We start from the raw sequence: 15,421 nt of genomic DNA on the forward strand, positions 1-15,421 counted from the left end.
AATTGCTATATATCAAAGAGAGGCGGCTTACTGTTGAACCGCCTCTCTTTTTTTATTATTCCATCTTTATGGTTTTATTACGTACTCTGCGAAGTATATTCTGCATATCATATACTACCTCAGGATGCTGTAATGCCACATTAGCGCGTTCATTTATGTCTTTCCTCATATCATAAAGCTGGGGAGTGCTTAAATTACCGGTTTCAATTTTAGGTCCCCACTGTATCATTGCAGGACCATCATTCGGCTCAATATATTTCCAGTCTTTGGTACGAACAGACAACACGTGATTAGAAGCAAGCTCAATTACCCAAGGACGGTCTTCATCATCTGTTCCCAGCAAATTACCGATGCGATTGTAACTATCAGGAGCACTACCTTTTGGAAGTCTGGCATTGACCAATGCCCCCAAAGACGCCATCCAGTCAATTTGTGACATCAAGACATCCGACTCACGATTTTCCTTAATCTTCTTGGGCCAACGCACGATAGCAGGAACGGCGGTACCTCCTTCGAATGCACTGTATTTATTCCCTCTCCACGGACCGGCAGGACTATGCCCGTTCAACAATTCTTCTGCTTTATCATCATAACCATCATCTACCACAGGACCATTGTCACTGGACAGGATAATCAATGTATTTTCCGCCAACCCCAGTTTGTCGAGCGTTTCCATAATCTGGCCTACCGACCAATCAAACTGTACAATAGCATCTCCGCGTACACCCATCGGGTTCTTTCCACGGAAGCGGTCGTGCGGGAAACGAGGAACATGAACGTCATTGGTTGCAAAATACATAAAGAAAGGCTCATCTTTATGCTGTTTGATGAAGTCAATGGCATGAGTAGTAATAGAATCGGCAATATTTTCATCTTTCCAAAGAGCTTTACCACCGCCTTTCATGAAACCGATACGACTGATACCATTCACAATAGACATATCGTGTCCGTGACTCGGTTTCTGATTATAGAGCAACTCGGGATGATCAGCACCGGTAGGCTCACCCGGAAAATTTTGTTTATAACTAACCTCTATAGGAGCAGAAGGATCATAATTTGCCACTTTACCGTTTTCTATGAATACACACGGAACACGGTCGGCTGTTGCTGCCATGATATAATGATAATCAAACCCTAAATCCCCTAAAGCAGCAGGAAGCGGAGCATTCCAGTCTTGTTGGCCCGTTTTATCTCCCAGCCCCAAATGCCATTTACCGATTGCACAAGTAGTATATCCCGCATTTTTAAACATATCTGCCATAGTATATTGTTCCGGGCGGATAATCATACCGGCATTTCCTGCTGCCACATCGGTATCAGGACGACGCCATGCATATTCACCGGTCAACAAAGAGTAACGGGAAGGGGTACTGGTAGCAGCTACGGTGTGAGCATTGGTAAAGCGAATACCTTCACCCGCCAAACGATTGACATTGGGAGTCTGCACATTCTTTGCACCATAACATTCCAAATCACCATAACCCAAGTCATCAGCCAAAATAACAATCACATTGGGCTGCTCACGATTGGTCACTTTATTCTCTTTGGGAGTCCTGGCTTCCGCAGTCAGAGCAGGACACAACACCGGTGTCAAGAGAGATAAAGCCAAATACTGTTTTTTCATGATATTTTAATATTTTAGTCAGATAAGGTGTGTCAAAAACCTAATGTAGCATTTTTGACACACTTTTTCCTATTGTTAGAATTACTCACGCAAGTTAGGATTAATATTTTGTTCTGACAAAGGAATCGGCCATTTATAATCCTGAGGATTACGAAAATCTCGTCTTCCTACATACCAGCGGCAATGTCCTGTCGGATCTACAAACTTGGTAGAACCGGCATAAGTGATAGATTTAGGATAAGGAGCACCCCATACCTCACCAACAAGCACTGTCTCAGCAAGTTTCCAGCGCAACAAGTCCCAATATCTGATACCTTCAAAAGCCAATTCAACACGACGCTCATTACGGAGTAATTCGCGCAATTTGTCTGAATTAGTTTCTGTAACAGGTGGCATCTTAACATCAGCACGTCCACGCACCTGATTAATGGTCAAATTCAATACTGTTTGATCAATGGCCTGCCCGCTTTCAATCAAACATTCCAAATAGCTCAATAAAACTTCTGCATATCTGATTACCGGAGTCACAGCACTATAGCTATTCAAATCATTGATCGGATTCTCATCAAAATATTTCCGCCACATAAAACCAGTCTTAGATACTTCTGAAGAATAATCCAAACGTTCTTTCTTTGATGCTTCATAATCCGGACTCATGCGATATTCAGTACCCATAAAAGTCGCTCCATTATAATAGATGGTATAATCAAGACGCGGATCACGGTTCTCACCTAAATTATCCGGGTTGTAACGTGAATCGTCATAGCTGAACGGAGTTCCGTCTTTAAACTCATAAGATTCAAATAATCCGGCCGAAGGATTGGACAGACTCCATCCACCGTCTTTTGCAGACAAAATATGCTGTGGAAGACCGCAACCAAAATAGTTTTCAAGATAGGATATATAATAAATATTCTCCTTGTTGCCTACACCGGTTGAAGGATGGAACAGTTCCCGATACACAGGATGAATTGAGTTATCACCATAATCGATGATTTCCTTATAAGCGGCTGCTCCACCTGCCCAATCCTGCATCAGCATACAAGTTCTGCCCAAAAATGCTAAAGCAGCCTGTTTGCAAGCGCGTCCTGTCTCACTATTCGGAATATCTTTAAAACGGGGCAGATCAGCTGCCGACTCTTTAAACTCTGTCACACACCATGACAAAATATTAGCCTGAGTTTCCTTTTCAACTGTATTGGCCTCTTCACCTGTCAGAGTTTTGGTCACTAAAGGTACATCCTTAAAATAACTGGCCAGATAGTGATACTGAGTGGCACGCAAAAAGCGGGCTTCGGCAACCATTCTGGTTTTCTGTTCTGATTCGGGAGCATTGGCAATACCCTCCAAGAAACGGTTACACAAACCGATACGCTTATAAGCCGATGACCAATAGTTTTTAATAAAAGAGTTATTATTCAACAGTTTACCACTAGAAATATTAAAGAATGGATTATTTTCTCCACGACGGTCATAAGCATTGTCTGTCAGATGTTCCATAAACAACATACCATGATAAGACCAAAAGTCCGAAACACTATATTCCAAACCATTTGTAATACTACCTCTATATAAAGAAGTTAAAGCCAATTCGGCATTCTTATCATCAGTCCAAAAATTATCTTCCGACAAATCTGTCAATGGATAACGCTCCAAATCACATGATTGCAATGAAAATGAAGCTAATAAAACAGTAAAAGCTATATATTTTAATCTTTTCATAAGTCATTAGAATTTTAAAGTTAAGCCCAAAGTATAAGTTGACATAGTTGGATAGTATTGACCGTTATTACTTGTGTTTTCAGGATCCCATCCTTTACGATACCCCTTGAAGGTTAAAGGATTGTCTAAAGAAACATAGAAACGCATACCGGTGGAACCAAACTTTTTAACTATATGTTCGGGTAATGTATAACCTAACTGAACATTACGTACTTTCAGAAAAGAAGCATCCAATACCCAGAAATCAGAAGTCAGTGTATTATTGCTACCTGCATTTGACATAATCTCCAAGCGAGGATATTCAGGATAACGGTTATCCTGCTGCACATTCCAGCAATTCTCCATTTGCCATTTCTGAATATTACCCTCCTGATAGAATGCATGACCTGCATAAACAGACAACATACCTTTCACCTTAGCAACTCCCTGAAGCAATACACTGAAATCAAATCCTTTATATTCTCCACCGAAATTCAATCCAAAAGTATATTTAGGTATACGAGAGCCTAAGAACGTTTTGTCATCCGGTGTTACTTTGCCATCACCTGTAATATCAACATAACGAATATCTCCGGCTTTAGAACCTTTGGCTATCGCAGTCTGATCATACCAGTCACCTACTTCATCATCGGTCAGAAATACTCCGTCCGTCTTATACCCATAAAACATCTGCATCGGATAACCGATAAACAAATCGCTACCGTTACCTACCATACCATTGTTCTGGGTCACATTTCCCATACCCAATGTCAATACCTTATTATCAATAATAGAGAAATTACCATTAATATGATAATGGAACTTACCAATTGTATTTTGATGACCTATTTCAAACTCCCAACCTTTATTTTCCAACTCACCGGTATTTACTTGCGATACACTTAATCCGAAAATCGAAGAATAACTTGCAGCCGGCTTATACAATACATCTGTAGTCTTACGATAGAAATAAGAAGCATTAAATGTCAACTTATTATTAAAGAATGCAGTCTCAATACCAACATCGGTAGTACGAGTACGCTCCCACTTCAAACCCGGATCCACATAAGTAGTAACAGCTGCTCCTTGTGTGTACACTCCGCCAAATACATAGTTCTGTGCTTGCCCTAAAGAGTATACCGACTGATAAGGATAGTTACCGATATTATTATTACCCAATATACCGTAAGAAGCTTTCAGTTTTAAATTATTAATGAAAGACAAATTTTCATTTTCCTTCCAAAACTGTTCTTCAGAGATACGCCAACCTGCAGCCAAAGAAGGGAAGAAACCATATTTGCTATCTGTCGGAAAACGAGAAGAGCCGTCATAACGCATTGTTGTTTCAAATAAATAGCGCTGATCATAGTTATATGTCAAACGACCGAAAACAGACTGTATAGCCCAATCATATCCTCCGCCTCCATTTGTCTGACCGTCTGCCCCTCCGGCCCCTAAGAAAGGTACGTCATCAGACGGAAAGTTATTACGACTACCCGATAAAGTACGCTGACCTTCGTCTTCCCAAGTATATCCTACCAATGCAGCAAGATTATGTTTACCAAAAGACTTATTATAATCAGCTACAGCTTGGAAGGTCTTATAAACAGTTCGCTTCATTTCATCGCTCAATGTAGAAGGACCGGTACTCTTGTCACCCGTAAGAATCATATCACAACGATAATGGCGAACGTGACTTAATGTATAATTATAACCGCCTAAAATTTTCAAAGTCAATCCATCTATCGGCTGATATGACAATTCAATATTATTTTTAAATTTGTCATAGTCTTCACGATATGAAGACGCACAGTCTACCCATGCCACCGGTGTACCTTGCAATTTAGGTCCTAAACCGACCTCACCATTCTGCAAGTAAGTCGGAGTTAAACCGGGAAAACGAACGGCATTAGAAATAATCCCTTTAAATCCGCCAATATCCAAAGAACCCGGAGTAGAAGGTTCGTGACGATCGGAAGTCATACCGCTCAGACGCACTTGTAGTTTCAAGTTCTTAGCCAATTCCGCACCAAGGTTTACACGAGCATTGTAACGGTTATAATAGTTATTGTCCAACAAACCATTTTGACGCAAATATCCCAATGATACCATATATTGTACCTTTTCCGTACCACCGCTTACACTCAACTCATGCTTGGTTTGCAGTGCATGACCGCCCAAAAGATCATCAAGATACATTTCGTCAGCATAGTTGTCAGGGTCAGAACCATCACGATACTTCTGAATCATCTCAGGCGTATAGGTTTCTGCTCCAATCGCCTTATTATAAAATTCTGCATATTCATAAGAATGAGCCAATTCCGGCAATTCTGTAGCCTGACTCATACCCACGGAACCATTATAAATAATGCGGGCTTTACCTTCCTTTCCTTTCTTGGTTGTTACCAAAATAACACCATTGGCAGCACGAGAACCATAAATAGCTGCTGAAGAGGCATCCTTCAGAACTGAAATATTATCAATATCGGCCGGAGTCAAATCACTCAAAGAACCGGGAAGTCCATCTACTAGAACCAAAGGACTAGGAGTTGCTCCAAACGAACCGACACCACGGATACGAATAGTACCGGCATCCTGTCCCGGATTACCGCTTTCCTGTGTAATGGTAACACCCGACATCTGACCGGTCAACATATTAGAAACGTCAGGCACTGCACGAGATTCCAATGCTTTACTGTCCACTGATGCAATAGAGCCAATCACATTGACTTTCTTCTGCGAGCCATAACCTACAACCACCACTTCATCCAGTGTTTCCGTATCTTCTTTCAGAGTAATATTAAGGAAAGATTTATTTCCGACCGGAACATCCTGAGTATTATAACCAATATAAGAAACTTGCAAAGTAGCATTGCTTGGAACGGACAAATCAAAGTTACCATCTATATCTGTAATACTTCCTACAGTGGCATCTCCTTTTAAAATTACATTGGCACCAATAATAGGTTCCCCGGCCGAATCTTTTATAGTACCCTTAATTTTCTTAACCTTCTCATCATCTTTCAGAGTGATAACAATATAATTGTCATTCACTTGATAGACACAATTAGTTCCTTTTAGCAAATCCGACAGAATTTGCAATACATCCTGATTCTTTTGATTCAAGACAACTTGCTTATTGACATCCAGTTGTGAAGTGTTATAAGCAATCTTATACTTCGAAACAGATTCAATTTTCTCAAACGCTTGCTTTAAAGAAAGACGTTCCCCATTGAAGGAAACTTTCTGTGCATTAACAGAGAGGCTGCCGGCCAGAAATAAGCCAACACCAAGCCCCAACACTCGAATAAATTTCTTGTTCATTTCATATTAGATTTATTAACGACATAAGGTGTACGTACATGAGAAAGACAATTCAAATAAATACTACACCCAATGGCTTTGTGTTAATAAATACTAAACCACTATCTTAAATAGATATTCTTGCCAACAATTTCATATTCTATACCGGGAACCAATATTTTAATGATTTGAAGTACTTGCTCCAACGATTCATTTCTATTAAAATGAACTCTCAAACTTTGATTCTGGTAAATAGATGTACGCACATGGAATTTCACACCATACACACGTTCCAAAGTATGAAGAACATCATTAAACGGCACATTGCCAAAGAACAACCCTCCCATACGCCAATCGGAGTGGGAAACAGCATTCACTTTATGCTGCTGTACTATCCCTGTGGAAGGAGTATATATCAACTGGTCATTGGGTTCCAGAAAATATTTCTCCGGTTGTTTATTTACCTTTACCTGTAACCTGCCGGTTTCCAATGTAGCCATTATCTGATTATTGTCCGGATACGCCGAAATATTGAATGTCGTACCAAGCACTTCCAACTCTAAATGGTTGGTAGTGACAATAAAAGGATGCTCTTTATCTTTTGAAACTTCAAAGAAACCTTCTCCCGCAATATAAACATTGCGAGATTCAGATATGAAACTGGAGGGATATACCAACAAAGTACCGGCATTAAGCCAAACCTTACTCCCATCAGGAAGAACCACTTCTTCACGTGTACCCATAGCTGCATAACGCTGCATATAAGTCACTTCGGACAACGTCTCCTTCACATAATCCTTTGCAGAATAATAATAGTAAGCCGAAAAACACACCATAATGAAAGGAATAGTCCAAATAGCAGCTACTCTTCCCCAATTTATTCTTTTCGTATTTCTTATATGTTCCCGATGTACTAATTCGACAGTCTGTTCTTCTTTTTTTAATCCTAAAGAGGTCTCCAAATTATAAAAAGCCTTCTCTATTTTTTCGTCAGAGCAAGAAGCATCGTCCAGTTTATCCCAAATTTGTGAAACAGCTTCTTCTCTTGCTTTATCTTCCACAGGAAAAACCATACGATTATAAACACGTTCCGTTATCTCATCAGAAACTTCATGATGAAAGAAAAAGTCTATTATCTTATGTATATAATTATTCATTTTCACATTTTATATAAATAAAGACAGTTCTATCTTATGATACACCTAAACCGGCAATATTAAATAAACTAAAATAGAAAGAGCCAAAGCGTCTCTCAGTTCATTTAAAGCGATATTCAAATGATTCTCCACCGTTTTTTTCTGTATCCCCAGTTTCTCTGCTATTTGTTCGTTAGAAAGTCCTTCTATCCGACTCAACTTATATATCATTTTCCTTTTAGGAGGCATCTCATTCACTACCATATCAATTAATAATTGCAAATCTTTCGCTATCAATTTATCATAAGGAGTATATTCATCAGAAATCTCGGGAACATTATCTTCGCTTGTAAACCGGGAGACTTTTTTAGTTGTGATATAATTAAAAACGGTATATTTGGTAAGCATGAACAAATAAGAATCAAAATGATGTACCTTGTGAAAAATCGCTCTCTTATTCCATAGTTTTATAAAGACAATTTGAGTCAAATCCTCAGAATCATCCAAATCTTTTATAAATCCCCGTATAAAAGCATATACCTTAGGATAAAACAGCTTGAATATCTTATGAAAGGCTTCATGGCTGCCAGAGGCAAATTCTCCTACAACTTCCGGTTCTACAATCATTTATTGAGATTAATTCAAATGAAACGGGTGTAAATGTAGGGAATTTATTAGAGAACACCAAAAATAGATTCTAAAAGTACAATTTTAGCTTATAGAGATAAAGGAATACAAAACGAGCTGCCTCCTATATTCGAGCAGAAACATATCACTCGAATATAGAAAGCGGAAAGGAGGAGGGGAAATCAATCAATAAATTTCACTTTCGAAGTATCACGGGGCTTAGCTGCCGGAGCCTCATCGGGATAACCAAAAGCAATAGCGTACAATAATTCATACCCATCCGAAAAATCCAACTTCTTCAAATAACCGGCAGCCGCAGGAGATTTCATAAAGCGGACAGGACCACCTAAACAACAACTTCCTATACCCATGGACTGAGCTGTAAGAATCATATTCGCCCCTAAAAGCCCACAATCTATTTGAGACATATCATACCGGGGATCATAGGCAATAAAAGCAACGGTAGGAGCATTATTGAACATATTCTTAAATCCGGCACGTTCAGCAGCCTTTGGATTTTCTTTCTTGAAAATCTCAGTCAGCTCATTAATAAAATCCTGATTATCTACCACACGCACTTCCCATGATTGTTTATTCATCCCATTGGGAGCATGAATACCACAGTTCAGAATAGTTTCCATTTTATCCCGTTCCACAGCCTCCGGTTTGTACTTCCGAATACTGCGGCGTGCCATAATAGTTTCAATGACAGGATTATCTTGCACTTTAACAATGCTATCGGACATTCCGGTCTCTTTCTGTGAAGGCTGCGATGTACATCCACACAATGCCAGGGTAAACAAGCCGGCACCTAATAAGAAAATACTTAGTGATTTCATTTGCTTTTATATTTTTGATTTGCAACAAATCTAGTCATTTTCAAGCATAAAAAAAAGTGGTTCCTTATTCAGGAACCACTTTTTATATGTTAAATCTGTAAAATTCAGATTACAATTTCGGACCGGCAGCAACCAACTTCTTACCTGCTTCGTTACCAGTGAACTTAGCGAAGTTCTTGATGAAACGACCAGCCAAGTCTTTTGCTTTTTCGTCCCACTGAGCAGCGTCAGCGTAAGTGTCACGAGGATCAAGGATCTTCGGATCAACGTTAGGCAATTCTGTAGGAACAACAAAGTCGAAGAAAGGAATAACCTTAGTAGGAGCCTTGTCGATAGAACCGTCCAGGATAGCATCGATGATACCACGAGTATCACGGATAGAGATACGCTTGCCTGTACCGTTCCAACCAGTGTTAACCAAGTATGCTTTAGCACCGGTCTTTTCCATCTTCTTAACCAATTCTTCAGCATATTTAGTCGGGTGCAATGACAAGAAAGCAGCACCGAAGCAAGCTGAGAATGTCGGAGTCGGTTCAGTGATACCACGTTCTGTACCAGCCAATTTAGCTGTAAATCCAGACAAGAAGTAGTACTGAGCCTGTTCAGGATTCAAGATAGACACCGGAGGCAATACACCGAATGCATCAGCTGACAAGAAAATAACTTGTTGAGCGTGAGGACCTTTAGAAATAGGTTTAACGATGTTTTCGATGTGGTAGATAGGATAAGAAACACGAGTGTTTTCAGTTGTGCTCTTATCAGCGAAATCAATCTTACCGTCAGCATCAACAGTAACGTTTTCAAGCAGAGCGTCACGTTTGATAGCAGCGTAGATATCGGGTTCGCTTTCTTTATCCAAGTTGATAACCTTAGCGTAGCAACCACCTTCATAGTTGAATACACCTTCGTCATCCCATCCGTGTTCGTCATCACCGATCAACTTACGTTTCGGGTCAGTAGACAATGTAGTCTTACCTGTACCAGACAAACCGAAGAAGATAGCAGAGCTGGTTCCTTCCATGTTAGTGTTGGCAGAGCAGTGCATAGAAGCGATACCACGAAGCGGGTTCATGTAGTTCATGATAGAGAACATACCTTTCTTCATTTCACCACCGTACCAAGTGTTCAGGATAACTTGTTCTTTGGTCTTCAAGTTGAAAACTGTAGCAGTTTCAGAGTTCAAGCCCAGTTCTTTGTAGTTGTCAACTTTTGCTTTAGATGCGTTGAAACATACAAAATCAGGTTCTCCGTAAGCTTCCAGTTCTTCAGCAGTCGGGCGGATGAACATGTTAGTTACGAAGTGAGCCTGCCAAGCTACTTCCATGATGAAACGTACTTTCATACGAGTTGCAGCATTAGCACCGCAGAATGTATCAACAACGAACAAACGCTTGCCGCTCAATTGTTTTACTGCTTTAGACTTCAGGTCAGCCCAAGCTTCTTCAGTACAAGGTTTGTTATCGTTTTTATATTCGTCAGAAGTCCACCATACTGAGTTTTCAGAAGCTTCATTCTTAACGAAGAATTTATCTTTAGGAGAACGACCTGTATAAACACCGGTCATTACGTTTACAGCGCCCAGTTCAGTTACCTGTCCTTTTTCGAAACCTTCCAATCCGGGTTTGGTTTCTTCAGCGAAAAGTACATCATAAGAAGGATTGTGGAGAACTTCCTTCACGTCGGTAATACCGTACTTGCTTAAATCTAAATTTGCCATTTTTAAATGATTTAAATTGGTTAATTGTATAATGTTGTTTTTACTCTCTATTTCGGAAGAAGATGTTTTTCAACACCCCCTTGTCTAAGGCGCTACAAAATTAGTGCTTTATTTTAAAAAAAAGAAGTTATTAGAGAAAAATTTCCGTAATAGTGAAAGATTTATATTTGTGTAACAAAAATGCAATTTGCACTTTACAAATATGAAATTTATTTTGTTTCTTTGCAGGTCAAAGTCAATCATATAACAATAACACAGATATGAAAATCATCAATCTCAGTGAAGGCAATTCGCTTCTGAACCAATACGTAGCAGAATTGCGTGATGTACATGTTCAGAACGACCGTATGCGCTTCCGCAGAAATATCGAAAGAATAGGGGAAATCATGGCATACGAAATGAGTAAAGCACTAACCTATTCCGTCAAGCAGGTACAGACACCACTGGGAACTGCCACGGCCAGTACGCATGATGACAAAATAGTGATTGCCACTGTATTCCGCGCCGGACTGCCCCTGCACACCGGTTTTCTGAATATGTTCGACCATGCCGATAACGCTTTCGTTTCCGCATTCCGTTTCTACAAGGATGATGAACACCGTATTGTAGATGTACACATCGAATACATTGCCGCTCCCTCTCTGAATGACAAGACATTGCTTTTGGTCGACCCGATGCTTGCCACCGGCGAAAGCATGGAGCTTGCCTGGAAAGCTTTACTCACTAAAGGTACTCCTGCCAAACTGCAAATGGCCTGTGTCATTGCCAGCCGACAAGGAGTAGAGCATATGGCAAAACTTTTTCCTGGTGATGATATCACATTATGGTGTGCCGCCATCGACCCGGTTTTGGACGAACACAAATACATTGTTCCGGGGCTGGGAGATGCAGGCGACTTGTCGTTTGGCGAGAAACTCTAACATCCGACTGTCATAAATCACAAATGGTTAGTAACCGGCAGCCCTCTCGCTGCTCATTACTAACCATTTATTATTTTCGACGATATGTCAAAAAGTAATTTCCATATCGTTATTTCACTTCCCAGATATCATTGGTCATCAGCAATTCCCGGAAATTATGATATTTCTTTTTAGCTGAGACTTCATCAATTTGTTCGTGAACCGCATCATCATAAGTAGGAGCCTTCACATCACGAATAACGCCCAATGCAATCGGGAAATCAGGACCTTCCATCAAAGCCAGTTTCAGCTGCAACGTGTTATCCATGCAATGTGCATCGTGAATCAGAATGTCTTTTTCTGTAATTCCATTCTCACCCAGTTTCACCACTTTCAGTCCGAAGCCTTCCTGCATCAATCCGAATTCCTTGTTCTCGCCAAACAACATCGGTTTGCCATGTTCCAGATAAATCGCATTCTTGGCGCGGCCTTCCTTATTGTATACAGATTCGTGTGTACCGTCATTGAATATCACACAATTCTGAAGAATCTCGCAAACCGAAGCACCCTTATGGTTAGCGGCTGCCTTCAACACTTCCACAGTGCCGGGACCGTCCGTTGCCACAGCACGGGCAAAGAAACGTCCGCGTGCACCAAAGCATAATTCGGCCGGATGGAACGGGTCTTCCACTGTTCCGTAAGGAGACGACTTGCTGACAAACCCACGGGGAGAAGTAGGAGAATACTGCCCTTTCGTCAAGCCATAAATACGATTGTTCAGCAAAATCATGTTCAAGTCGATATTACGACGCACAGCGTGGATAAAATGATTACCACCGATAGCCAGCCCATCACCGTCACCGGAAATCTGCCACACGGTGAGTTTCGGATTAGCTACCTTGCAACCGGTAGAAATTGCTGCCGCACGACCATGAACAGTTTGCATGGCGTATGTATTCATATAATAAGGCAAACGGCTGGAACAACCGATACCCGAAATAACTGCTGTATTATGAGGAGCTATTCCCAGTTCAGCCATCACTTTGTGCAATGATGCCAAAAAGAAATGGTCACCGCAGCCCGGACACCAACGGGGCTGTCCTTTCTTAAAATCTTTTGCTGTATATTCGCTCATAGTTCTTACTTTCTTTACGGTTATTATTTATTTAAAATCTCTGTGAAAGCATCAACTAATTCGCTGACAACAAACGGTTGACCTTTTACTTCATTAAACTGATAAGGAACAAATCCGTCTACTTTCATACGGAGATATCCGGCAAACTGGCCTAAGTTCTGTTCGGCCACCACTACCTTCTTATATTTCTTCAGCACTTCCGCCGTATTCTCAGGCAATGGGTTCAAATGAACGAAATGAGCCAAAGCAACTTTCTTTCCCGCCTTATTCATTTCTTCCATGGCCGAATACAAATGACCGTAAGTTCCGCCAAAGCCCACAATCAAAAGGTCGGCATCATCTGAACAGCCTTGCACCTTCACATCGGGCACAGGAATCTTCGCCACCTTTTCGGCACGTAAGCGACACATCAGATTATGGTTTTCAGGGTCTGTAGAGATAGCTCCCGTATTACTGTCTTTCTCCAGACCACCCAGAATGTGCATATAACCTTCCTGTCCGGGAAGAGCCCAATAACGAACGCCGGTTTCCGGATTACGTTTATAAGGTGTATAGTTATCTTTCATTTCCGGAGTCACGTAAGGAGGATTGATGGCAGGATAGCTTTCCAAGTCGGGCAATCTCCATGCACCCGAACCATTGGCAACAAACCCGTCTGTCAGAAGAACAACCGGAGTCATGTGTTCCAATGCCATTTTACAAGCAGCATAAGCAGCATCAAAACAATGAGTGGGAGAAGCTGCGGCAATCACCGGCATGGGAGATTCACCGTTACGTCCGAACAATGCCTGCAACAAGTCTGTCTGCTCCGATTTGGTAGGCAAACCGGTAGAAGGACCGCCACGCTGAACATCAACAACCACCAAAGGCAATTCGGTGATTACAGCCAGGTTCATCGCTTCAGATTTCAGGCAGACTCCGGGACCTGAAGTAGAGGTCGCTGCCAGCGCACCGGCAAATGAAGCACCGATAGCAGTGGCACAACCTGAAATTTCGTCTTCACACTGAACAGTAGTCACACCCAATGACTTGTGCTTGGACAATTCATGAAGAATATCTGTTGCCGGAGTGATGGGATAAGAACCGAGGAACAACGGCAGTCCTGCCTTTTCAGCAGCAGCAATCAAGCCGTATGCCGTTGCCTTGTTTCCGCTGATATCCATATATTTTCCGGGAACCTTTGTTTTTGTTTCTACCTTATAGGTATGGTCTACAGAAGCATGTGTATTATGCCCGTAGTCATAACCGGCGTGAATTACTTTAATATTAGCCTCGGCAATGGCCGGCTTCTTTGCAAACTTTTCACGCAAGAAATTCTCTGCGATTGTCAAATCGCGATTAAACAACCAGCAAACCAATCCCAGTGCAAACATATTGCGGCACTTCAGCATTGATTTGTTATCCATTCCGCTATCTGCCAGACAATTCTTGACCATCTGCGAGATAGGAGCAGCAATCACATCCTGCTTGATGCCCATTTCCTCAATGGGATTCTCTGTCTTAAAAGCCGCCTTGTCCAAATCCGATTTCTGGAAACAATCTGTATCAATGATGATACAGGCTGTGGACTTGGCAAACTTATATTGTGTTTTCAATGCAGCGGCATTCATGGCAACCAACACATCGCATTTGTCGCCGGGAGTAAACACCTTACCGGCACCAATATGTACTTGGAAACCTGATACACCTGTCAATGAGCCTTGCGGGGCACGGATATCCGCCGGATAATCGGGAAAAGTACTGATATCATTTCCCACTGTAGCCGAAATATTAGAAAATATATTTCCGGCTAGCTGCATACCATCGCCTGAGTCGCCTGAGAAACGGACCACAACCTGGTCCAACTCCTTGACTATCATTTCATCTGCCATAACTTATAATTTAGGGTTACAATAAATTCATTGCTCGCAAAGTTCGGAAAGTCCTGTCAAAAAACAAAATATTCCGCCATTTATCTCCATGCGATTATCAAAGTGCACAAAATTACAGCAATATTTAATTTCAAACGAAGAAAAAGAGTAGATAAATAACTGTTTAATAGCATACTTCACTATCAATATGATATCGACGCGATATTCTCCGGAATAACATATTGTTATTTTTATGTATATTTTACGAACATCAGAAAACTTCTTCTGACAGATAAGTAAATCAATGGCCGATTTTAAAACATCAGAATGACAAAATAATTATTCCTCTTGTCATCTATACCCTTTTCTTATATTTTTCATTCTTTCATATTGCCGTTTTAACAAAAAGGACTACCTTTGCAGCCAGATAAGTTGCCCTGGTAGTTCAACGGATAGAATAGATGTTTCCTAAACATTAGATAGGGGTTCGATTCCCCTCCGGGGTACCACACAGGCCGAAACATACTTCACTTGCCCCCTTTTATCCCCCTTTATGGACAATTATTATCCTATTATCGGAAAATATGTAC

10 protein-coding genes and 1 tRNA gene are annotated in these 15,421 nt (G+C 41.0%); 2 read left to right on the forward strand and 9 right to left on the reverse strand.

What is annotated here, in order from left to right; genetic code table 11:
- Positions 1-55 precede the first annotated feature (55 nt).
- The 7 genes from HMPREF1534_RS02830 to pckA all read right to left on the reverse strand — a co-directional run bounded on the left by HMPREF1534_RS02830 (position 56) and on the right by pckA (position 10,947).
- The gene (locus tag HMPREF1534_RS02830; protein ID WP_005944012.1) at positions 56-1,624 is read right to left on the reverse strand and encodes a sulfatase family protein; all 1,569 of its coding nucleotides are present in this window, start codon (positions 1,622-1,624) and stop codon (positions 56-58) included.
- A gap of 81 nt (positions 1,625-1,705) precedes the next feature.
- A complete protein-coding gene (locus HMPREF1534_RS02825; RefSeq protein ID WP_005944015.1) occupies positions 1,706-3,346 on the reverse strand; it encodes a RagB/SusD family nutrient uptake outer membrane protein in 1,641 nt (546 codons plus the stop codon).
- 6 nt (positions 3,347-3,352) lie between these two features.
- On the reverse strand, positions 3,353-6,649 hold the full coding sequence (locus HMPREF1534_RS02820) for a TonB-dependent receptor (protein WP_005944018.1): 3,297 nt from the start codon (positions 6,647-6,649) through the stop codon (positions 3,353-3,355).
- 101 nt (positions 6,650-6,750) lie between these two features.
- Positions 6,751-7,785 carry a FecR family protein gene (locus tag HMPREF1534_RS02815; RefSeq protein WP_005944021.1) on the reverse strand — a complete coding sequence of 345 codons (1,035 nt, stop codon included), beginning with the start codon at positions 7,783-7,785 and terminating at the stop codon, positions 6,751-6,753.
- Between the two features lie 45 nt (positions 7,786-7,830).
- Positions 7,831-8,391 (reverse strand): RNA polymerase sigma-70 factor, encoded by a 561-nt coding sequence (locus HMPREF1534_RS02810; protein ID WP_005944026.1) that lies wholly within the window; start codon positions 8,389-8,391, stop codon positions 7,831-7,833.
- Positions 8,392-8,573: 182 nt separating this feature from the next.
- Entirely contained in the window at positions 8,574-9,230 is a 657-nt protein-coding gene (locus HMPREF1534_RS02805) for a nitroreductase family protein (RefSeq protein ID WP_005944029.1), read from the reverse strand.
- 109 nt (positions 9,231-9,339) lie between these two features.
- Positions 9,340-10,947 carry a phosphoenolpyruvate carboxykinase (ATP) gene (pckA, locus tag HMPREF1534_RS02800; protein WP_005944032.1) on the reverse strand — a complete coding sequence of 536 codons (1,608 nt, stop codon included), beginning with the start codon at positions 10,945-10,947 and terminating at the stop codon, positions 9,340-9,342.
- Between the two features lie 260 nt (positions 10,948-11,207).
- On the opposite strand from pckA, the gene upp reads away from it, so the two are divergent.
- Complete coding sequence (upp, locus tag HMPREF1534_RS02795) at positions 11,208-11,867, forward strand: uracil phosphoribosyltransferase (protein WP_005944034.1); 660 nt, start codon at positions 11,208-11,210, stop codon at positions 11,865-11,867.
- A gap of 109 nt (positions 11,868-11,976) precedes the next feature.
- On the opposite strand, the gene HMPREF1534_RS02790 is transcribed toward upp, so the two are convergent.
- Positions 11,977-12,981, reverse strand: coding sequence for a 2-oxoacid:ferredoxin oxidoreductase subunit beta (locus HMPREF1534_RS02790; RefSeq protein WP_005944036.1), 1,005 nt, complete (start codon positions 12,979-12,981; stop codon positions 11,977-11,979).
- Between the two features lie 23 nt (positions 12,982-13,004).
- Entirely contained in the window at positions 13,005-14,852 is a 1,848-nt protein-coding gene (locus tag HMPREF1534_RS02785; protein WP_018452202.1) for a 2-oxoacid:acceptor oxidoreductase subunit alpha, read from the reverse strand.
- 413 nt (positions 14,853-15,265) lie between these two features.
- On the opposite strand from HMPREF1534_RS02785, the gene HMPREF1534_RS02780 reads away from it, so the two are divergent.
- A tRNA-Arg gene (locus HMPREF1534_RS02780) sits at positions 15,266-15,340 on the forward strand.
- Positions 15,341-15,421: the final 81 nt, after the last annotated feature.

The organism is Phocaeicola massiliensis B84634 = Timone 84634 = DSM 17679 = JCM 13223 (assembly GCF_000382445.1).
GTDB classification, from domain to species: domain Bacteria; phylum Bacteroidota; class Bacteroidia; order Bacteroidales; family Bacteroidaceae; genus Phocaeicola; species Phocaeicola massiliensis.

Coding starts and splice junctions, on each gene's coding strand:
- HMPREF1534_RS02830 (WP_005944012.1), bottom strand. CDS start 1,624: ATGAAAAAACAGTATTTGGCTTTATCTCTCTTGACACCGGTGTTGTGT.
- HMPREF1534_RS02825 (WP_005944015.1), bottom strand. CDS start 3,346: ATGAAAAGATTAAAATATATAGCTTTTACTGTTTTATTAGCTTCATTT.
- HMPREF1534_RS02820 (WP_005944018.1), bottom strand. CDS start 6,649: ATGAACAAGAAATTTATTCGAGTGTTGGGGCTTGGTGTTGGCTTATTT.
- HMPREF1534_RS02815 (WP_005944021.1), bottom strand. CDS start 7,785: ATGAATAATTATATACATAAGATAATAGACTTTTTCTTTCATCATGAA.
- HMPREF1534_RS02810 (WP_005944026.1), bottom strand. CDS start 8,391: ATGATTGTAGAACCGGAAGTTGTAGGAGAATTTGCCTCTGGCAGCCAT.
- HMPREF1534_RS02805 (WP_005944029.1), bottom strand. CDS start 9,230: ATGAAATCACTAAGTATTTTCTTATTAGGTGCCGGCTTGTTTACCCTG.
- pckA (WP_005944032.1), bottom strand. CDS start 10,947: ATGGCAAATTTAGATTTAAGCAAGTACGGTATTACCGACGTGAAGGAA.
- upp (WP_005944034.1), top strand. CDS start 11,208: ATGAAAATCATCAATCTCAGTGAAGGCAATTCGCTTCTGAACCAATAC.
- HMPREF1534_RS02790 (WP_005944036.1), bottom strand. CDS start 12,981: ATGAGCGAATATACAGCAAAAGATTTTAAGAAAGGACAGCCCCGTTGG.
- HMPREF1534_RS02785 (WP_018452202.1), bottom strand. CDS start 14,852: ATGGCAGATGAAATGATAGTCAAGGAGTTGGACCAGGTTGTGGTCCGT.